This window comes from Novosphingobium sp. Leaf2 (assembly GCF_001421325.1).
In the GTDB taxonomy this organism is placed as follows: domain Bacteria; phylum Pseudomonadota; class Alphaproteobacteria; order Sphingomonadales; family Sphingomonadaceae; genus Novosphingobium.
In genome coordinates this window covers 169,033-189,534 of record NZ_LMJY01000020.1, presented here as the reverse complement: position 1 = coordinate 189,534, position 20,502 = coordinate 169,033, and the positions used below count along the sequence as shown (strand labels likewise).

The following is a 20,502-nucleotide window of genomic DNA, read 5'->3' as shown; positions in this document are numbered from 1 at the left end:
AAACCAGAAGAAATCCGCCATCCGCCATACCTCCTTGCTGGAGGATGGTGAATCATATCCCGGCGCTGCTGGGAATCCTGTTTATGGGTCCGGACCCTAGTTCGTTAAGGTGGCGCTTTCCCCACTTGGGAATGACGTGCAGCCGCAGGTATCGCTCGTCGATGGAATGACTGCGTTTGTAGCTGCGGGCATACTCCAGGTAGCGCTCTGACAGTTCGGCGACGGTGGGAATGCGCCGGTTCTCCTGCCGCATCTCGGAAGGGTCCTTGCCCACGACGACACGGGACTTGACGCGGATGGCTTCTTTCTTGGCCTCAGCAAAGCTCAGGTCGCCCACGTGTGCGATCTTGTACTGGCGCTGCTTGCCGTATGCGTTCTTGTAGCGGAGCGCGTAGGTGCCCGTTCCGTTGGGGCGCATCTCGACCATGAATCCGGTGATGGCGGTATCAAAGTACTTCTCGTTCGCCTTGTCGGGCGGGCAGGTCAGCATGGGCAGGACGGCGGCTTCAAGTTTGATCTTCGGCATTAGAAACTTCCTTTGATGGTGGGATAGGATGTGGAGCCGCAGGACGCGGCGATTGGGCGCACGGGGGCGGGCCGGGGAAAGCCGGGTTTCAGCGTTCAGCGCGGCTGCAGCGGCTAATTTTGAGGGCGGTGTGGCGGGAGACGCCAATCCTGACGTCTCCCCATCTGGCTCAGAACAATGCTTCCAGGCGACGATCTGATGCAGGCGGTGGCAACGGCGGTGAAGCCGGTTCCCCGGCTTCCAGCTTCACCACCTTCCAGGCCTTCCGTTCGGCCGCATCGACTTGCTCCAGAACGAATCCGCCGACGACGCGGTTCATGTTTCGTCTTAGATACCAGCCGAGCTTTGAGCGGTTGACCTGCCCGCGATCGAAAACAGGAAGGTCGTTCAGGGCTTCTTGCAGGTCAGTGCCGTAATCGCCATCCAGCAGGCGACGAACGGTCACCACGTTAATGCCGTGTTTCGCGTGCCAAGCTTTGAGCAAGGCTTTCAGTAAATCCGCGTCAGGGTCCGACTGCATCTGTTGCAGGAGGTTCGAAGCCGGATCGGGCAGGCCGAGCCAGATGAGGGGATGTCTGCAATGGTCGGCCCATGCACCACCATAGCTGGCAATTGCCGATACCGAAGACCGGGGACTGCCCGCACCTCTCCACGCTTCCACGATGGTCAACACGTCCATAACATATTGCTCGCGGGCGCAGCGCAGCGCGGCCACAGGATTAGCTTGGTATGAGATAGTCCCCGGGATCTCGGCGCGTGTGTTCAAATTGATGGTCAGTACACGGCGGCTAAGGTCGCGCAGTGGTCCGACGTTGTTGCCGGACCCAAGCACCAGCGTATTGGTCGAGACGGTAGCGGTCTTGCTTTGACCCAGGATCCGGTCCGTGATCCAACGGGAAGTAAGCATCCGGTTGATGGCACCGTGCGGGAGCCAGTCGGTGTCCATATCGTCGAACTCTACGACGGCAGGACCGCCGAGCAGCACAGCGATGATGGATTTCGTCGCTTCCTCGGATGTCTTGGGGTAGCTCATGCGCGCGGGTGTGCCGGGTCCAGCGAAAAGTGAGATCAGTTCGCACAAATACGACTTGCCGGATCCCGGTGCGGGGGCCTTCACGTGGAAGGCTGGAGCAAGATCGATGCTGGGCCTGACCACAGCCGTCATGACAGCAGAAAGCGCAGCAGCCTTGTCGGTTGACTCTGCGAAGTGGAATTCGCCCAGCAACGCTTCCAGCCGTGCAAGAGCGGCTCGTGCAGCGCTTTCCGTTCGTTCGACCGGGGGAAATTTCGCTCCGTCAAACAGGCCGAGGCGCTGCGACATGGTGTCGTAGCCGGACGCCGTAAGCAGGACGCCATCGCCATCCCGGTAGTACGGTTGCCGTGCAAGGCCCTTGATCGGCAGGAGGTGGTGATACTCTCCGGCCCGGCAGAGGTTGATGACATGACGGGTCGAAGGATCACAACGAACCCAGGAACCCTTGGTGCCGAATTTTTCCCAGTCGCAAGCGCGCGATAGCATCAACGCCACGTCGGCTTCACTTAAGGGCTTGAGCCCCCAGTCGCCCGTCATGCCATCATGCATAGCCTTCACGATCAGGCCACCGGCCTGGAAGACGTTTTGCTGCTTCGCCAGTTCGGCCTCCGCCGCATCGACGACGTTATGCATCTCGCCGCCGACGACGCGAATAGTAGAGCGGTTCCTCGCTTGGGACGTCGTGAGCCCGAAATGCTCAAGGATCTTCCCGATACGATACGATTCCCGATGCGAATGCTGACAGCAGAAGCCACCGTTGGGGTGGGTGCTGTCCGGTTCGAAATATGCGGAACCGCTATCCGCCTGATCGGTATGCTCATGCGCCCAAGGGCAAGTAACATCGTGTTTGCCTGCGGAAATCATCCGCTTGTACAGCCCCTGCGCTTTGAAGGCGGCAACCACCGGGTGTTCATCGCTACGAGGCATATATACCCCGTCGCGAGTGTTAGATGCCGGCGCCGGGGGCGTGGTCGGTCGCGGCACATCCACGCTGTCCTGGGTGGGTGCGAGGATCGCCAGCAACTCCGACGCTGCATAGGACACATTCGGGTTCCAGCGGTGCAGGCGACAGTGAAAAGGTCTTTCTGCAGTGCCATACTTAGGTTTGCCGTTGATGCCTTGCGGCAGGCGCATCCAACGCGACATGCCGAGCGAGCCCTGATCGGTAACGCCCGCCTTTGCAATTTTCTGCTGAAGATGGTCGACTTCGCCCGCTTCATGGAGTGGGGGTGTCAGCTTGAAGCCCATTTGAAAGTTGCCGGGGCTGGTTTCGAGTTCCCACGTCGGTTCGATAGTTCCGATCAGTTCCCGATCCACCTTCGTTCCAACGTCGTCCAACACGAGGGCATGAAAGGCCGCCGCGTGTTCTTTTCGCGCTGTGGCCATGCCGTCTTCATCCGGCATGAAGCTAGCGCAGTTGAAGTAGGTGTTCAGGTTGTCACGACACACCTGATCGAGTTCGTCGGCCCATTGTGCGCGCCAGCCGCCCGTTTGCGGATCGCCAGCCTTTCCAGTCACGATAGGCCGGGCACTTTCGGGAAGCTGAGTAAAGATGGTTGCGACGAATTCCGCGTTCGTCGGCTGGAAGCCGGTAAGGCCGGTAAAGGGGGTGCCGTCCCCGGCATCCCCCACTTCGAAGCCGCCGACCGCGGGCATATCATTGGCGACGCAAGCCGGGTTCCCGGCTTTACCCCCTTCATTTGATGCCGGAACTGAAATGCCTTCGCCGGAAACCGCTACCAGGCAGGTATCGATTTGATTATCCGACGAGCCGGTCGAGCGAGTGCGAGAGGTGAGCGCCGAAAAATCGATGTCTTGAAGACTGGCTTTCGGCTTAGCCACAGTCGTTGATGTGTCAGTTGAATTCACAGTGCTACTCCACGCCATCGACCGCTTGGATCGTGGCGACGCAGAACCATGACTGGCAAGGTAGTCTCACGCGAGCGCTGGACGCACCTCACCCGTCATGAACATGCAGGGTTAAAGTGGATCAGCACTTGCAAGGAAGCAGACGACTCGAACTTGCTATTTGAGCAGTTGCGAAGTGTAGCTGGAGCAAGAAGCAGCGGGCTCTTTAGCAGGGCTTCGGGAGGGGTCAAGCCCCCGCTCCCTACCCTGTCGATTTCAATGGCCCTGTCCGCCGGCCATGCGCCAAAGGCCCAGCAGGACTATGATGCAAAGTGCAACGAACGGTTGACGTTCGACGAAGCCCATACAGACCATCAGCCCGATCAAGCCAAGCGTTTCACGCGTATGAACCGCCAAGCCATAGACCAGCGCCGTCAGCAGCAACAGGATCAGGACCGCCGCTACAGCCTGCGCCGCAGCGAGAACGACGCAGGCCACGACAAGGATGCCCAGCATCCTCATGCCGCGTACTCTTGGCACATGCGGCGCAGTTCGTGCAGGACCCCATCGGCATCCTTGATGAGGAACACGTACGCGAACGTGCTGCCGCTGGTGATGATCATCTCGAACCATCCGCCCAAATCTGCAAGGTATGCCCAGTGCGGGCGAAAGGCGGGGTCGCCAAACCGCCTGCCATCGATCGGATCGACAAGGGGCGAGAACCCCACGGCCCCGATGAGGTCGGCTTCGCTGTCTCCAGGCTCGACGACCACATATTCGGTCCATTCAGCAAGGTCGCCCTCTGCCGTCAGAAGCACGGCGAACCGTTGGTCCAGCAGGGAATGAAGCTGCGGCTCGATGTCTTTCGTCAGCATCTGCGCCATGGCGGCGCGGTCGAAGATAGTGAGCATGGTGATGTCTCCTGGACATAAAAAATGCCCGCCAAGGCGAGGGCCTTGCGAGCGTTGGGTCTGAGTGTCCGAGAATGGCCCTCGGCGGCTTGATTACCGGCTAGGTTGCGCTGTCGGGTGACGGGTGGGCAGCAGCATCGGCCAGGGTAGCTACGTCGATGGCGTGGGTCCGGACGATCGCCAGAAGGTCTGGATCGATGCCTTCGCGGTCGGGGATCAGAATGACGGCACCGCTGCCATCGTCGCTGGTCACGAAGACGAGTTCCGCCCAGCCGTTATCGAGAACGCAGACCTCCATGTCGGGATCGCCGCCGATAGCGATGCCCGCTGCCTTCTCGATGTCTTGCAAGGTATCGCCTGGATCGACGATGATGACCGGGCCGAGTTCGCCAACGTCGGAGCCAGCTTCATGCAGGCGATCACGATAAAGTACCAGCCGCCGCAGCAGCCACGGGTTGAGGTAGGTCGCCAGGGCGCGTGCCATGGCTCCGGGAGTGTCGATGATATGCACGCGGATGCTCCAAAAACAAAAACCCCCGGCGGTTAGGCCGAGGGTCTCGAGGGTCGTTGCGATGGCAGTAAGTGGGATCAGCGTCCCTTGGGATCGTCTCCGAAACGATTGGTTCTGGGCGAACCATCGATCAGCATGAAGATCAGCACTATGAACGTGCCGATGTAGGGAATGAGGTTCAGCAAGGCGAACCAGCCTGACTTGTCCAGATCGTGAAACCGCCTGACCTGCACGGCGATCTGCGGGATGAGCAACCCCAGTGCGCACAGCAGGTAAAGGACGGTGGCAACCTCGGTGCCGATCAGCAGGCCGAGGATGGCGAAAGGCAGCAGGCCACCGACATACAGCAGTTGGAACATCCAGAACTCCTTGCGACCGGAGCGGCCTTCAAACTGCGCGTACTTGCGGACCGCCAGCAGCGCCCAGCCGACGTGATCTACGTCCAATGGCGTGCTGATCGGCTGGTTCGGGATGGATCGGGCTTTGGGTCTGGATTGACCTGCCAGCAGGTCCCCCTTGGCCTTTTCGAAGTCAGCTTCGGAGATGACCCCGGCCTGCTTCATCTCATGGAGCTTCTCGATGCTCCGCAGAGCGTCTTCATCAATCATTTGGCTGTCCCCTATCTCGTGAAATGACGATCGCGCCGATGCAATTATCGGAACGTCGCAATGATGCCAGTTAAAATGACACGTCTGGTCTACAGACGCGGCCAGCGCCTTGGGGGCACATCGCCCGGATGGACGTGGTTCAGCTCCTCGGCGCGAACGTTCGTCGCCACCGCAAGCTGAAGGGCATGTCCCAAGAGGAACTTGCGCTGGAGGCGGACATGGAGCGCAGCTATGTCAGCGACTTGGAGCGTGGCACGAGGAACCCTTCTGTCAGGGCTCTTGGTCGATTGGCGGACGCGCTAGGCGTGGCACCGCACGAATTGCTGCTTTCCTTATAAGATGGCTCTGTTTTCTCGTTTTGTTCTCATCTTTGACAGTTACAGTGTGTTGTTTCCTTCGAAGCGACATGCATCCATTCTGATTGAACTGGAGAAAATCGCGCACGCTTTGATCACTTGCCCATGCAGGCGATCTTGAAGGCCATCTTCGTTCCATACGATCCGTTGTCGCCGACATTCAGGGGAAGGTGCGAGCCCAGCGTTTTATTACAGCTTATCCGGTAGCGGCTTGGACCGCTCAAGGCCTTTTTTGATCTAGCGATTGATCTAGCCATAATGGTTTGCGTGCGTTAAGGATTAGGTAGTACTAAAAATTGCGGCGGCTCGATGTTCATATTTACAGTTACGGAAGAGGTCGCAGGCTCTGTAGCAAAGACCTTTACCATTATAATCGGCATTGGCTTGCTATTAAGTCCGTTTATCTTAATCGCAAACGCAACCGGTTTACCGCCTGCTCTTGTAATAGTAGTCGGCCTTATTCTCATATTCGCGCTTGCCGCGTTTCTTCTCGTTCGAAGCCATTTTAGGCGCAAGGCAAGTGAGAACGCGCGTGCTGGCCTCATGGTGCGAGGGCAATGTGATTTTCTTCGAGCCAACGGGACGAAATGCGAAAAAGGAAAAATGCGGGGGTCAGAGCTTTGCGAGTACCATGCTGACAAAGCGAAGGCCGTCGAACCCTTAAAATTACCAGCAAAATCGTCTACCCGAAGAAAGATGAAGCAATGCGGCTTCGCCCAAGAAGACGGTACAAAATGTAAGAAGCTAAGATATTTGGAAGCTGAGTACTGCAGTCACCATGCTAAGCTCAAGCGTGGCAGGGCTTCCTCAACTTAGCGTTCGCTCGCTAATGGTGCGAGCGCAACGGATGAGTCCCGAGGATTGGTGTCAAAACGCGCAGATTGCCGCCAATCCTCGGGGAACCATCCGACTCAATCTGATCACTAGGTCATTGAGCATAGGCATGCAGCCCCTGGATGGTTAGTCTTGAACCACACGGCTTCGTCGGCGTCCTTGGAGGCCGGCACGTTCCCGTCTTCACCTTTCTCAATATGGTAGTGGTTGCCTCGTTTCGGGAAAGTGACGGAGGTGGCGACAAACAGGTGTTTCCGGCCCGGCAGGTTTCAGGCGTTCGCCTTCGGCTGCGAAACGGCTTAAATGGGCGCAAAGCTGTCGCAGCAATGAAGGGCCGCTATCAGCGGGTCTCCTAGCGCTGATACCGGATGGTCGTATCCGCGCCTTCCGTTTCAGAGGGGCTATCAACTCAAACGGGTCTGCCATGGATCGAACACCCGAAACCAGTCCAAAGACGCCCCAGCCTTGACCCAAGCTCCGCCCAAGCTGGAGAGACCTTCCCGTGGGAAACCGCCGATGTCTGGGTGGAAGTGCCTTTAGGAAGGTGGTGCCGCTTAGAGGATTCGAACCTCTGACCCCATCATTACGAATACGAGTGATAGACCGGCAGAAATCGAGGGTTTCCGAGACTTCTAATGCCGAAATTTGCCCGATCTTTCGGGTCGCCCAAGCGATACCCAGATTGTGCCGAAATCCGGTCTGGGCGTTTTCCTACCGAAAGCACTTTGGCTCGGTGAAAGTTCGAAATTCGCCCCGGCCAGAACCCGGATCATGGATGGTAGGCGTACTATCGACAGTGGCCGGTAAACAGACTAGCGGATTTGGGGCGGGCAGCCCGAGAAACTGCGCGGTTTCGGTCGCAGGCAGCGTTAAGCAGGGTGAAACCCCTGTCTTATACGATCATACAGAACGGCCAGCTTCTTATAGTAGGTTGCATAAGAATCGCTCTTATCGAATATGCGATCGAAGTTTTCCACCAGAAAACCTTTAACTATATCTAAATCAAAAGCGTTGGGGTCGAGAAATGGAAGATAGGCTGCTGCCTTTTCCACCGGAAACTCTGCCACAATTTCCGCCGCTGATTTGCTTTTTGCATATTTTATAAATGGACGAGCAAAGCTTGATGATCTGAATTTCGCCGTGTCATATTTAGTGAAAAATGGCTTTACTTCAGCGTATTTCGAACCATCAAGCTCATCCAAAGATGTAAGACCAACTTCCTTTAGATATTTGTATCCTGGGAAAAATGTCCCATGTTTGGCTGGCATATTCGGGAAAACTTCAAGCAAAACCTTATCGGGATCATATCCATTTTCGTCAGTAATCACATCCCAGAACAAGTCTTTCTGTGTAATTCCTGTGTATCCTTGCTGAGCTACGTTGCCAGATTCATTTTCAGCCTTCGCGACTCCGACCCCGACCACGAACTCAATATCGCTACCGTCTTCGATATCGTCCAGATTTGCGACCGCGAGTTTGTTGTCAGGAGACGTTGACTTAACCAGCTCATACATTTGCTCTTTGCAAACTCGTAACACCCTAGCCGGGATCTTCCTTTTAACCGTTTCAATGCCGGCATAAACTTCGGAAAAATCGCTTGTTTCGATTACTTGTAAATTAAGCGCATAACTACCGAATTGCATAGTGGAAGGATATATTTGGGATTTCCCTTCTACGGGAGCGCGCTTCACAAAGTATAAATTTTTCGAAAATATAGGCAATTGCTCATCAGTAAGGCACCCAACAATACTCCCAAGCATGTTCTGTATGTTCTCATCCGCTAAACTGTAGCCAATGAAAAACACCGGATGCTCGATAAATATCGTTATCAGCTTAGCAACAAGATACGAATATTTCTTCTCGAAGGAGGCATAATCGTCTTCAGTCAGAACCAAGGTGTCGGGCTTGGCGCAACAACCATGGATTTTATAAATTTCCGCGATTGACTGAGGGTTGGAAAATATCAACTCTTCCTGCCCAATGAAAACTTTATATTCTGGAAATATAGACTCGATTAAAGAATCCCAATTGGTGGTTATGACCCCATCGATGTTGAGCTTATTCAATAAAGACAGCTCTTGCTTCAAATGCTCAGAAGCCGGCGATGCCTTTGACTTCTCTCTAAGATATCTTGATATCTCGAGCTTGAGAGGAGACGACTTACGCTGCATTTTCTTACCTTGCGCAGCGCGGATTTCCTTGAAGGCCTCATCCGACCACCAGTATTCAAAATAGTCATCGGCAAGAAGCTGTGCTGCCATAGGCATACGGCTGTCAGAGGATGCCAAATAATATTCAAAATCCTTGACGCCATCAGAAAATTTCTCAAGCAATTCGGCCCAAGTCTCCAAGCCGATGTACCGTCTAGAGAAGCCGGAACCCAAAAAAAGGAAAGGGGCCGCAGACTTAGTCGCCAATGCTTTCGCGATCTCAGAGCTAATACCGTTGAGCTGGCTCAAAATTACAACTCCATACGTCCGCGTTCTTCAGCCGCAAACGTTGCCTCTTACCTATGACATTGCCCGCTTTGCGAGCCTTCCCATGATAGCTGAAAATATGACGACGCCGCAACCATTTGCATTTAGTACTGAACGGATTGAGGCGCAGATCGGGATCGTTATGCCCCGCCTTTGCAACGTGTTCTTCCCGCCAATTTCAGCTAATGACCGATATCGTCAGCAAGCGAACCTGGACGAGCACGATCGAACCCTGGTGACTGTAGCGGTCAACGGGAGAGGCACCGGGGAGCATTTGATAGCCCGATCGCTGACGCGGCCTTATATTGAGACCATAGCCCTTGGATGCCAGCAGCGATCAAGGTGGAAGCTACTGAAACGCTGATGCCGTAGAGCACGTCACCGTCCGAGCTACCCACGGGTCCGTTCGCATGGCAATCGGCGCTGTAGCGTCGGGGAAATCGCAAAAATAATAAGGAAAAGCCCCAGACCTGCGCGTGGCAAATCCGGGGCGGTGAGGAATTAGGTTCGGGTGGCATTCCAGATGGGTTGCCTGATGCCGAGCAATGCCCCCTTCAGGCGCAGCGCCGTCCAACCCGCCTTATAGTCCGTGCCGGTCACAATCACGTCCACTTCAAGGTGCTCGCGGTTCTCATATATTTTCTGGCCCGCGTAATGCGTTCTCCCGCTGTCACCGGGCCGGGTGAAATCGGAAAGGCGCTTCCTAAGGCCGCCCTTGGCGTACTCTCGCGCACAGCCGATATAGACGACCTCATCCTTTCGTCGGAATCGAAACACGCCGACTGTTTCGCGTAATTCGTCATGGCGCTTTGAAAGGCCGTGTTCGAGGGGCTGCCATTGCTGATTCCACTCGGCAAGGGTCCGGCCTGCAACAAGCTGCTGGGTCATATTAAATCCTTCGATGTAGGGGGTGGCCCTCCCCGTGAGGAGAGGGCGCGATGGTTCAGATAAGTTGCATCTTGGCGGCCCCTGCCTCGACCGCAGACATCAACGTGTCGTTGGCAAGGTGGGCGTATCGCATCGTGCTCTGGTGATCAGAGTGGCCAAGAATCTTTCCAACCGCGTATAGGTCCACGCCGCTGTTGACCAAGAAGCTCGCGGCGGAATGGCGGCAATCGTGTAAGCGAAGGTCGGGAAGGCCTGCCTTATCGCGGGCGGTATCCCACGGACGCTTGAGGTCCGTATATGGTTTACGGGTTTCGGGATTAGGGATCAGCCATGGGCAGTCGTCCCAACGCCGCAGGCCTTCGATGACAGCGACTGCTGCTGACGACAGAGGCACATATCGGGGCACGCCCGTTTTGGTCAAAGGAATGTGCCAAGCGCGACGCTCAAGATCAACGTCTGACCACTTCGCCCGAAGCAGCTCCTGCTTCCGCGCCCCGGTCAGGAGTAAGAGGCGGACGATCGAACCAAGCTGCTTGCACAGCGACGCATCGCATGCGGAGAGCAAACGCTTTGCCTCATCGGCAGTCAGGTATTTCTCGCGCTTGTTGTTGAACTTCAGACGCTTGACCGAACGCACAGGGTTGGGCGAGGCACCGGGCATCTGCCATTCCGCTGCAAGCTCGAACATGCGGTTAAGGGTGACCCTAAGTTTCTCTACAGACGCTGGAGCAAGCACCTTACGCTTCTCGGCCAGCCACGTGGCGACCGCCTGAGACTTTATCTCATCGAGCCGCATCGTTCCCCACTTCGGGACTAGATGGCAGCGGATGACCCGCTCTGCATTCGCCGGGTTACGCTGATACGTCGCGTTATGCTCGACGACCTGTACGGCCAGCTTTGCGAACGTGGGGACTGCCTTTTTTGCAGCCTTGGTCGCTGCAGGGTCACCGCCGAGCACGACCTCTGAGCGCCGCCGAAGGGCAACCCGGCGGGCCTGATCGTAAGTGATGTCGCCATAAGTGCCGATCTTGCTCTGGCACTGCTTACTATATTCGTTCGTATATCGAAGTGTGAAGGTCTTCGTCCCGCTGGCATGGCACTCCAAGGTGAAGCCCGTGATCGAGGTATCGTAATAATCCGTGCGCTTCTTGCCCGGAACGCACCGGGCGGTGAGGCAGAACGCGGCATCGAGTTTAGCTTTAGGCATGTGGGAATCCTTGTGGAAATTCTGTTGAAGAGTGAGCCGCTGGGCACTGCAGGACCGGCGCAAGGGGGCAGTCCTGGACAGTCACGGTTCGACTGCCAGCGAGGCTACAACGGCGAATTTTTGGGTATTTGGGAGCCGAGGGACGCCCGTGCTGAACGCCCCTCAGGCCCTTGATCGATTAGAACATCTGCTCGGGAGCGACATTCTCAGGGAGTGCGTCAGCCGGAGCCGGTAAAGGCGGGGAAGCCGGTTCACCACCTTCCACCTTCACCACCTTCCAGGCGACCCGTTCGCCCGTGGGAACCTGCTCCAGCATGTAGCCGCCAACGATGCGGTTCATGTTTTTCTTGAAGTACCAGCCCAGCTTCGAACGATTGATGCGCCCGGTCTGCTGCCCAGGAAGGTCTTCGATGGCGTCGTGGAGAGTGGTCGCCCCGACATCTTCGAGGATGGCCCGAACGGTTTTGACGGTATCGCCGTAGCGTTTGTACCACCCCGCCAGCATGGCCTTTAAGGTCTCCGCGTCAGGGTCGGCATGCATCTGCTGGATCAAATTGCTGGCGGGGTCGGGAAGGCCCATCCAGATCAGCGGGTGGCGGCAGTGTTCCGCCCAGGGACCGTCGTAGCTCGCGACCGGAGGAACGGGTGTTTTAGGCGATCCTGCGCACTTCCATGCCTCGATGATCGTCAAAGCGGCTGACACATACACTTCACGTTCCGCCCTCAACTTCGCCACGGGGTTCCCGGCGTACTGGATCGTTCCGGGCATCGCGGACCGGGTATTCAGCTTGATCGTGATGACGCGACGGGCAAGGTCGCGGATCGGTTCGACGTTGTTGCCAGACCCCAGAACCAGTGCCGTGGTCGAGACAGTCGCGGTCTTGCTGATGCTGCGCGAGGTGAGCATGCGGTTGATGGAGCCGTGCGGCAGCCAGTCTGTATCCATGTCGTCGAACTCGATGACCGCAGGCGCACCGAGCAGCACGGCCATGATCGCCTTGGTCGCCTCGTCAGACGTCTTAGGGTAGCTCATGCGGGCAGGTGTTCCCGGCCCTGCGAAGCCGCTTATGACTTCGCACAGGTACGACTTGCCCGATCCCGACGCAGGCGCCGAGACATGGAACGCCGGGGCCAGATCGAAGCTCGGGCGTACCGCTGCGGTGAGAATGGCCGCGAAAGCTGCTGCCTTGTCTGCCTCTGACGGGAAATAGAATTCGGCAAGGAGTTCGTCAATCAATGCTAGCGCCTCTTCAGCGTCCTGCCTGGATGTGCCAACCGAAGGAAATTTCGACCCGTCGAACACTCCGATCCGCTGCGATACAGGATCGTAGCCTGACGCTGTGGTGAGGGAGCCGTCAGCACGGTAGTAAGGTTGACGCGCAAGCCCGACGACCGGACGCAGCCGCTCGAAATGGTCACCGCGATGGAGAACCGTGACGTGGCGCATAGGCGGATCAGTCCGACGCCATTCGCCAGAACGCCCATCCAGTTTTTCCCAGTGTGCCCCCTTGGCCAGGATACGGGTAACTTCGGCCTCGCTGAGCGCGTTAAGCCCGTAGTCCCCTGTCCGGGCATCGAGGGCGGCCTTGACGATCAACCCGCCAGCCTGAAAGACACCGTCTTGGCTCGCAAGGACGGACTCCGCAGCAGCGACCACGCCGTCCAATTCACCCTGCACAACCCGAATCAGCGGCTTGTTGCTAACCTGAGAGGCACTTAGGCCGAAGTACTCGGCAACCTCGCGGAGACGGTACCTGTCGCCATGCGCATGATGGCAGCGGAATCCGCCTTTCGGGAACTCATCGCTGGGCTCGAAGTAGGCGGTTCCCGTGTCCAACGCATCGGTGTGCTCTGAAGCCCACGGGCACGTCACCTCATGTCTTCCCGGTTCGATCTGGCGCTTGTAGAGCCCGTTGGCGTTGAACGCCGTCAGGACCGGATTTTCGGTCGCGCTGGGCTGATAGACATCCCAATTCAGGTCAGAGTTGGCCCCGGCCTTTGATTTTGTGGACCGCTTCGTCGAGGCGCTCGTTACGTTCGGTGCGAGCAGGCCGCCCAACACATCTGCCGAGTACCCCGTATCCGGGTTCCACGCTTGCAGGCGGCAGGTGAATGGCTGGCCATCGACGCGGTGTTTTTCCTTGCCGTTGACGCCGTTCGGTAGACGCATCCATCGCGCCATTCCACCAGCGCCCTTGTCGGTCAGCCCAGCGGCTGCGATCCGCTTTTGCAACTGCTCTACCGCCGAGGCGTCCTGCAGCGGCGGATTGAGCTTGAAGCCCACTTGGAAGTTGTCGGGGCTGGTTTCGAGTTCCCATGTCGGAGCAATGTCGGGGATCGCCTCCCGCGCAACTTTTGTGCCAACGTCATCGAGAACGAGCGCATGGTAGGCCACCGCAAGCTCTTTCCTCGCCGCCCAAGTGCCATCGTCAGCCTGCCTGAAGCTGGCGCAGTTGAAGTAAGTGTTTGCGGAAGAGTCACACACTTGGCCAAGCTCAGAAGCGGGGCGCGGATACCATCCCCCTTGCGTGGGATCGCCAGATTTCGCCGCGACCATTGACGCCGCACCAGCCGACAGGTCGGAAAAGATCGCCTGACAGAATTCAGCATTCGTTGGGTGAGTGCCGGTGCCAGTATGCTCCTGCTGAGCTTCGGCCTCCATGGACGCTGGCAGCGGCTGTGGCGGGAGAGTGTCGATCTTGGGAGCGAACGAGATAGAGGCCGCATCAACCATTGGCGCGTTCCCCCTCGATTTCGGGCTCTTCCGTGAGAGGCAGATTGCGCAGATGCTCGATGATCGCCTGCCAGTTAGCGGCAACACGCGCTCCGAAGGAACGAGATTGGGTAGCGGCGCGGGACGCAGCGGTTTTTTGGATATGTTTCAAAATCGTATGCCTAATTCCACCGCCAATGAAGGTCAGGTGGCTGAAAAAACACACGTTCGTTCGAGGGGAAACACGCCTAGCTAAACGCTGGACGCACCTCGCCTGTCAAAGCGAACGCATCGGTTTTTTCGGGGATCCGCACTTGCGGTTAGGCATAGTGGTCCGAAGACCAAAATTTGTATCGACAGGGTTCCGTGAGAATCCTTGCCACGCATTCCGCCCCCATAGTCAAGCTATGGAAGACGCCCCGAAGCGCGGCGATGTCACTAGCCTTAGGTCGTGCAGCCTGCAAGGCGAAATCGAGGACGCAGGCAAAATTGGCAATTTTTGTCGAGTGAGCACGAAAAGGCGGTGAAAGCGGGAAGCCGGTGCACCGCCCCCCCTTTCCGGCTTTACCGGCTTAATTTTGCCCAGCGCCGGAAGATCGGAGGAGCTAGGTGGTTTCGCTGTCTGCCTCAGGCAGGGCAGCCAAAATACACAGGGCCAAAATCACCATCGCACCCGGAAGGGGGTAGCGCGTAGCCATGCCCAGAACGACAACTGCCGTCAGAACTCCGAGCGTCTGCCACGGGCGGGTCACGAGGCCGATAACGATTGAACCGATGATCACCCAGAACAAGACCGTAAGCGCTGCCTGGACCATCGCGAGGAGGAGGAAGGCTGCGCACAGATAGCCGATAAATTTCATGAAGTTGTCCTTTCCAGACACAAAAATGCGCCCATGCGGACTGCACAGACGCTAAGAAACCAAGGCCCCAAGGCCCCTACGCTGTAGGAAGTGTGCCCGCAGGCCGTTGACCCTCAGAAGGCTTGCGTTGCTTCCGCGAAGGCCGCTTCAATCGCAGCCGTCAGCCTTGCATCGGTGGCGCTGTCGATCGGTACAAAGAGGATCAGCCCGAAGCCATCATCGGATAAGATAATTGCAGCCTCGAACCAGCCTCGATGCTTCTGGATGATCTCGGGCGGTTCGATGAAGGCACCTGCACTGTCGATCAGGGACCGGCCAAGGTCATCCTCGATGCTGTCCAGGGTATCTCCCGGCATGACGATGGCGAACATCGCGAGGTCAGGCAGGTCGAAGGCAGCATATTCTGCTAGCCGTTCAATGTGGGCTTCCAGCAGGCCATGGACTTCGTTGCCTTCGAGCACTGCCGAGACATCGGACAAGGCCGCATATGTGCGAATGATAAACATGGGCGTGTTCCATAAAAAAAGGCCCCCGGAATTATCCGAGAGCCTTGGGAAAGATGGTTATGGTCGGATCGTTCAGGGCATCAGCGACAGCAGGCTGAGCGCCCTTGCCATGAGGGCCAACGCGTTGCTGCCGAAGTAGAGCAGTAGGGCGCCGACGATGAATTGAGCGATCATGGTGTCAGCGATTGTACGCGTCGGGGCCGTATTCGTTCTCGCCATGGGTGCCCTCGATGAGCATGAAAATCATGACAATTAGCGGCCCAAAGAACGGAAGCAGATTCAGCAGTGCAAACCAGCCGGACTTGCCTTGATCGTGGAACCGCCGGACCTGCAGCGCGACCTGTGGAACCAACAGACCTAAAAGTCCCACGAGGGCCATTGAACTGATAAACAGGCCGGTCCACCCGTTGCCAACCAGTGACCAGAAAATCAGCGATAAGCCGGTGGTGATGATCTGGAACATCCAGAACTCTCGGCGGCCCGAACGGCCTGCAAACACGGCGTAACGCTTCAAAGGGAGAAGCGCCCAACCCGCAGGATCATTCAGCGACGGGAGTTCGGGGTGATCGGTACTTTGGGAGATACCCGCTGGCTGGTGAAGCCGATTCCGGGGCTTGCCCTGCAAGATACCCTGCTTGGTCGTCTCGAAATCAGATTCCGAGATGATGCCGCCCTGTTTCATTTGGTGGAGTTTCTCGATGCTCCGCAGAGCTTCTTCATCGATCATCGGCTGCCCCCCTTATTTCCAGCGAGCTTCGACGAAGGCACGGCAGGCCGTCCGACCGTTCAGGATGTTGCGTCCAGTGGACACCCGAATTTCCTGCTCGTTGATCGGTACGATCTCTCGACCGCGACGTTTGGCCTCGTCATAAGCCCGTACCGTAAGCACCGATCGGCAAGCTTGAAGCAGCGCATCGGCTTCTGGCACGAACTGGTAGCGAGAATATTTGACGTCGATGTTGAACCCCGCCGGGGTCTCGTGGATTTCGCTTTCGACGTTCTTGTCGTTTGCGGACCATGTGGACTGCGAGACATCGGCGGGGGTTGTGCACCCACTTACGGCGGCCACCAAAATGGCGCAGGCAAACTTCTTCATTCGAATTTCCTTTGAGCATGAGGGTACGACCGCGCCGATGCAATTATCGGAACGGCGGCATGATGCCAGTAAAAATGACACGTCTGGTCTACAGACCTTGCCTATGCGTTACGTGCAAATCGCCGCATGGACGTGGTTCTGCTCCTTGGCGCAAACGTCCGTCATCATCGCAAGCTGAAAGGCATGTCGCAGGAACAGCTTGCGTTGGAGGCGGACATGGAGCGCAGCTATGTCAGCGACTTGGAGCGCGGCACGAGAAACCCGTCTGTTCGGGCTCTCGGTCGATTGGCGGACGCGCTGGGCGTGGCACCGCACGAATTGCTGCTCTCCATATAAGATACCCCAGCGTCCGCAAATTTCAGGTCATGTTTTGCTGGACTTCCAAGGCCTGTTTCTATGACGCGCTGGTAACCGGACCTAAACCCCTCATGCCTACGTAGCGCACGGAGCTTACAGACTCATGTGCTAGATGAGTCCTGAGCGACGGGCCTAGGGGGATTACTACGTGAACAAACCGCCATTCTGGTTGGCTTGCACCATTACAGCAGCGAACATTTTCGCGGTCTTGGATATGCCGTATGGCTACTATCAGTTCCTGAGACTGATCGTCACGGGATACGCTGGCTACGTTTCCTACGTCTATTTCACGCGCGGCCCGAGACAATGGGGGTGGGTGTTTGGCACAGTGGCTCTGCTGTACAACCCCGTCTTCCTCGTCACCATGTCGAAAGAGTTCCACACTGTGGTGAACCTTGCCGTCGCGGGCTTGATGATTTTTGAGTTCTACAAACTTCGAGACATTGAGCAGCCGCCTGCATCGGTGTCTGAGGTCAAGGAAGAACCAAAGACGGCCCCGCCCCTTCGGAATGCAACGCATTCGGAGAAAACATCCGGTGGGCTTTTTCGAGTGGTGTTTCCGCCGCTTCTTGCGTTAGCCATCGGCGTGGGCATCATAGCCGCTATGACCTACGTCAATTCGCGCCCAAGCGACGAAGCCTCTGAGGTCACAAACGCTGAATCCAGCCCAGCGGAATTTCCGGCAGAAGCTAGCGCCCCTTTGCCCCTGGACGAGTTGCCGACCGCAGCCACTTCATCGGACGACGCCGGACTGAACGAGGCGATTCCTACAGTAGGCGCGTTCACGGACAAGGTTGACGCTGCTGCTCGCCAGTTCACAGAAGTTTTGAAAGCGGAGGGGATGATTGGTGCTGAAACCTACAGCAAAAACTGCCAAAACGCCGCACAGCAAAGCTCTGACATTCTCCAAACGGACTATTGCACCGCCTTCGACATGGCGGCGCTACTCATCGATCAAGGTGTGACTAGCGAAAGCGGCCTGCCTCAAAACGAATATTTTAAATCTAGAGCCTCTGCGCTGGATGGGGACTACGCCCGTTTCACCCAAGCCTCTCAAAATCGCACTGAATTGATATGGCAGGAAGTGAAATCTGCGCTTGCACCAGCCATGTACGAACCGGGGATCTGAATGCTATCTCCGCCAATGCCGAGATGTTCGAAAATTCCGGGCTCGCCCGCCGCCACCGGCATCTAAACAATACCTTCCACGTCGCTGTCCATGGATGGGACTGTCTGAGCATCCGCAACGCCTCTCTACACATCGTCCGGAAGTATGGCCCCGCTCCCGCCGGGTGTGGATTTCGAGGACCAGTCGCTTGCGCCATGCATCCAGCCATGCTTGCTGGCGGCCGAACCAGATGGAATCTTACATACTTAAACTGTGCTTTGTTTCTTCGGGGCACACAACATACACTTTTCGGGAGCCAAGTGGTGAAGATCGAATCCATTACAATTGAAAATTTCCGTGGGATACGCCGAGTAACCGCAAAGGACCTGGGCGACACGGTAATTATTGCAGGTCAAAATGGGTCAGGAAAATCATGCGTATTTGACGCAATAAGGCTCTTAAAATCTGTATATGGTGGATATCAGCAAAACGAATGGCAGAGCTGGCTAGGTGAATTTTCAATCGCACCAAATGCAAGTTCCGAAAGCCTTAGGGGGATGTTCAATGACCCCTCGAAGCAGATACTTATAGAATGCAACATCAGCCTTGATGATAGCGAAAAAGAATTCATTTCAAATAACGCTGAAAGCCTTCTTACTGACGCAACTTGGCGCACAATTTTACCCGAAGCCTTCCAGTTTGGAGCCTACCATTTGGCGCTTTTTGCGAGCCAGTTTCGCGATCGAGAGCCCGAGGTAAAGGCACGTGTGGAAGCCGAATTGCCGGGCTTGAAGGCCGAACTTGCCCAGCAGCAAATCATTGGCCACGTCACCGTTCCTGTTGGGGCAGGAATAATGATTAGGCCGTCTTTTTTGCTTCCAGTGGTATTCACTACCTATAGACCTCAAGAGATTGGGGTCGTAGATTATCACGGAGCACAGCGCCATTATGGCCGTGAATTGGTCCAAGCCGTAAACATCAGCCTAGATCAGTCTTCGCAGCAACAGAGACAGCATGCCCTCTACAATTATTCAAATAAATATAACAATATAAAGAGCGAGTTAGCAGCAAGTTATATTAAAGAGCTTTTTGCCAAGAAAGCTGGCTCTGATGAACCAACAACAAGCCTAACTGATACCATGAAAGAACTGTTCAAAACGTTCTTTCCTGACAAAACCTTTGAAGGACCTACTCCTACTCCCGACGGAAACTTAAGCTTTCCTGTATCAACGACAGCAGGAACAACTCATGACCTTGATGATTTAAGTGCTGGTGAGAAAGAGATACTATACGGATATCTAAGAATTCGAAATTCTGCTCCCAAGCACTCTATCATTTTGTTGGATGAGCCAGAGCTTCATCTCAATCCCCGACTGATCCGAAACCTTCCTGAATTTTATAGGAAGCACCTGGGGAGAGCATTAAATAATCAAATATGGCTGGTATCTCACTCCGACGCCCTGCTTCGAGAAGCGGTCGGAAAGCCTGGATTCGACGTCTTCCATATGCAAGCGGCGACATCACAGATGCAGGCGGGCTTCATCACCAGCAGCCTCGGGCAAAATCAACTCAAACCGCTCAGTGCAACGCAAGACGTAGACATTGCTTTGACTGATATTGTCGGCGACTTAGCTGCTTATGAACCGGGGAGGAAAGCCATCATATTTGAAGGTGGCGGCGACAGTGATTTCGATCAATCAATGACCCTCCGCCTCTTTCCAGAATTAGGAAAGTCGATCAACCTTGTCTCCGGCAGCAACAAATCAAAGGTTCGCGCCCTTCATGAAGTTCTCAATAGAGCGCATGAAAGAGGAGACCTGAAAACCTCTTTCTATGCTATAGTGGACAGAGATTTCGAAAATCCTGAAAACTCAAATGATGCCGTAGTTAAAACTTTTTCGTGGGACGTTTATCACATTGAAAATTACTTGCTTGATGAAAACGCTATCTCTCATGTCGTAAGCTCCTTGTCATTGTCTGGCGTAACTACTCCGGAAAAAGTTATCGAGGAACTTCGATCTGCTGCAAGGGAAACCGTACCTTTTGCGGTACGCTACCGCGTGAACAGCTATGTGAGCCAACAACTGATCCGCGCCATTGACCTCAGCTCGAACCCCGCTGCTGGCGACTTTACTAAAGAGATTTTAAATGCCGCCGACCGCTCTTTAAAACGCCTTTCCGGCTTGCGGGAGGGGCCTTTGTCAGACGACGCCGTTCGTGCCGCAGAGCAGTCGGTGACCGATGAGATTGAAACGGCCTTTGCAGACGGCTCGTGGCGCTCGCGCCTCCCAGGCCGCGACATCCTAAAAGCATACGCCGGCCGCTTAGCGAACGGTATCTCGTACGAGACCCTACGGAACATGATCCTCACGCGCATGGCTGATACCAACCAGCGACCTTCTGGAATGGCAACGGTGATCGATCAAATCGTAGCAGCGTGATCTAGCAGCGCCCTGCCGTTTAATTGTTCAGACGGCGGGGCTGAATCCGAATCGGCCCAAAGGCGCCCCAGCCTTGACCCAAGCGCTCCCCAAGCTGGAAAGCCCTTCCCGTGGGAAACCGCCGATGTCTGGGTGGAAGTGCCTTCAGGAAGGTGGTGCCGCTTACAGGATTCGAACCTGTGACCCCATCATTACGAATGAAGGTGGGGTGGAGGCGGCTTC

The 20,502-nt window shown here is 56.1% G+C and carries 19 protein-coding genes; 5 read left to right on the top strand and 14 right to left on the bottom strand.

The features are described 5' to 3' along the window. Window positions 1-52: 52 nt before the first annotated feature. The 6 genes from ASE49_RS16310 to ASE49_RS16285 all read right to left on the bottom strand — a co-directional run bounded on the left by ASE49_RS16310 (window position 53) and on the right by ASE49_RS16285 (window position 5,437). Window positions 53-526 (bottom strand): Arm DNA-binding domain-containing protein, encoded by a 474-nt coding sequence (locus ASE49_RS16310; protein WP_056774913.1) that lies wholly within the window; start codon window positions 524-526, stop codon window positions 53-55. 169 nt (window positions 527-695) lie between these two features. After that, window positions 696-3,428: a DNA-primase RepB domain-containing protein gene (locus tag ASE49_RS16305; RefSeq protein ID WP_162234269.1), complete on the bottom strand. Its 2,733-nt coding sequence runs from the start codon at window positions 3,426-3,428 to the stop codon at window positions 696-698. Window positions 3,429-3,683: 255 nt separating this feature from the next. Further along, the gene (locus ASE49_RS16300) at window positions 3,684-3,929 is read right to left on the bottom strand and encodes a hypothetical protein (RefSeq protein ID WP_156370364.1); all 246 of its coding nucleotides are present in this window, start codon (window positions 3,927-3,929) and stop codon (window positions 3,684-3,686) included. After that, on the bottom strand, window positions 3,926-4,318 hold the full coding sequence (locus ASE49_RS16295) for a hypothetical protein (RefSeq protein WP_056774905.1): 393 nt from the start codon (window positions 4,316-4,318) through the stop codon (window positions 3,926-3,928). Before ASE49_RS16295 ends, ASE49_RS16300 begins: the two co-directional genes overlap by 4 nt. 100 nt (window positions 4,319-4,418) lie before the next feature. Further along, complete coding sequence (locus ASE49_RS16290) at window positions 4,419-4,829, bottom strand: hypothetical protein (protein WP_156370363.1); 411 nt, start codon at window positions 4,827-4,829, stop codon at window positions 4,419-4,421. Window positions 4,830-4,906: 77 nt separating this feature from the next. After that, a complete protein-coding gene (locus ASE49_RS16285; protein WP_235523022.1) occupies window positions 4,907-5,437 on the bottom strand; it encodes a DUF805 domain-containing protein in 531 nt (176 codons plus the stop codon). A 128-nt stretch (window positions 5,438-5,565) separates the two neighbouring features. Here ASE49_RS16285 and ASE49_RS16280 point away from each other — a divergent pair, with 128 nt between their 5' ends. After that, complete coding sequence (locus ASE49_RS16280; RefSeq protein ID WP_056774900.1) at window positions 5,566-5,775, top strand: helix-turn-helix domain-containing protein; 210 nt, start codon at window positions 5,566-5,568, stop codon at window positions 5,773-5,775. 1,721 nt (window positions 5,776-7,496) lie between these two features. Here the strand turns inward: ASE49_RS16280 and ASE49_RS16275 are convergent. From ASE49_RS16275 to ASE49_RS16260, 4 genes are all read right to left on the bottom strand, one after another. After that, complete coding sequence (locus ASE49_RS16275) at window positions 7,497-9,086, bottom strand: SIR2 family protein (RefSeq protein WP_056774898.1); 1,590 nt, start codon at window positions 9,084-9,086, stop codon at window positions 7,497-7,499. A 519-nt stretch (window positions 9,087-9,605) separates the two neighbouring features. Next, the gene (locus ASE49_RS16270; RefSeq protein ID WP_056774895.1) at window positions 9,606-9,992 is read right to left on the bottom strand and encodes a hypothetical protein; all 387 of its coding nucleotides are present in this window, start codon (window positions 9,990-9,992) and stop codon (window positions 9,606-9,608) included. A gap of 55 nt (window positions 9,993-10,047) precedes the next feature. Next, window positions 10,048-11,199, bottom strand: coding sequence for a site-specific integrase (locus ASE49_RS16265; protein WP_056774893.1), 1,152 nt, complete (start codon window positions 11,197-11,199; stop codon window positions 10,048-10,050). Window positions 11,200-11,377: 178 nt separating this feature from the next. Next, window positions 11,378-13,861, bottom strand: coding sequence for a DNA-primase RepB domain-containing protein (locus ASE49_RS16260; RefSeq protein WP_162234268.1), 2,484 nt, complete (start codon window positions 13,859-13,861; stop codon window positions 11,378-11,380). A gap of 28 nt (window positions 13,862-13,889) precedes the next feature. Between ASE49_RS16260 and ASE49_RS18485 the strand changes: the two genes are divergently transcribed. Beyond that, a complete protein-coding gene (locus ASE49_RS18485; protein WP_162234267.1) occupies window positions 13,890-14,168 on the top strand; it encodes a hypothetical protein in 279 nt (92 codons plus the stop codon). Window positions 14,169-14,517: 349 nt separating this feature from the next. On the opposite strand, the gene ASE49_RS16255 is transcribed toward ASE49_RS18485, so the two are convergent. From ASE49_RS16255 to ASE49_RS16240, 4 genes are all read right to left on the bottom strand, one after another. Then, window positions 14,518-14,772 carry a hypothetical protein gene (locus ASE49_RS16255; protein WP_056774887.1) on the bottom strand — a complete coding sequence of 85 codons (255 nt, stop codon included), beginning with the start codon at window positions 14,770-14,772 and terminating at the stop codon, window positions 14,518-14,520. A gap of 113 nt (window positions 14,773-14,885) precedes the next feature. Further along, window positions 14,886-15,278 (bottom strand): hypothetical protein, encoded by a 393-nt coding sequence (locus ASE49_RS16250; RefSeq protein WP_056774885.1) that lies wholly within the window; start codon window positions 15,276-15,278, stop codon window positions 14,886-14,888. Window positions 15,279-15,456: 178 nt separating this feature from the next. Next, the gene (locus ASE49_RS16245) at window positions 15,457-16,005 is read right to left on the bottom strand and encodes a DUF805 domain-containing protein (protein WP_235523021.1); all 549 of its coding nucleotides are present in this window, start codon (window positions 16,003-16,005) and stop codon (window positions 15,457-15,459) included. A 12-nt stretch (window positions 16,006-16,017) separates the two neighbouring features. Next, window positions 16,018-16,374, bottom strand: coding sequence for a hypothetical protein (locus ASE49_RS16240; RefSeq protein ID WP_056774883.1), 357 nt, complete (start codon window positions 16,372-16,374; stop codon window positions 16,018-16,020). 126 nt (window positions 16,375-16,500) lie between these two features. Here ASE49_RS16240 and ASE49_RS16235 point away from each other — a divergent pair, with 126 nt between their 5' ends. From ASE49_RS16235 to ASE49_RS17945, 3 genes are all read left to right on the top strand, one after another. Then, complete coding sequence (locus tag ASE49_RS16235; RefSeq protein WP_056774880.1) at window positions 16,501-16,710, top strand: helix-turn-helix domain-containing protein; 210 nt, start codon at window positions 16,501-16,503, stop codon at window positions 16,708-16,710. 169 nt (window positions 16,711-16,879) lie between these two features. Next, complete coding sequence (locus tag ASE49_RS16230) at window positions 16,880-17,860, top strand: DUF6804 family protein (protein ID WP_156370361.1); 981 nt, start codon at window positions 16,880-16,882, stop codon at window positions 17,858-17,860. Window positions 17,861-18,162: 302 nt separating this feature from the next. Next, on the top strand, window positions 18,163-20,280 hold the full coding sequence (locus ASE49_RS17945) for an AAA family ATPase (RefSeq protein WP_162234266.1): 2,118 nt from the start codon (window positions 18,163-18,165) through the stop codon (window positions 20,278-20,280). Window positions 20,281-20,502 lie beyond the last annotated feature (222 nt).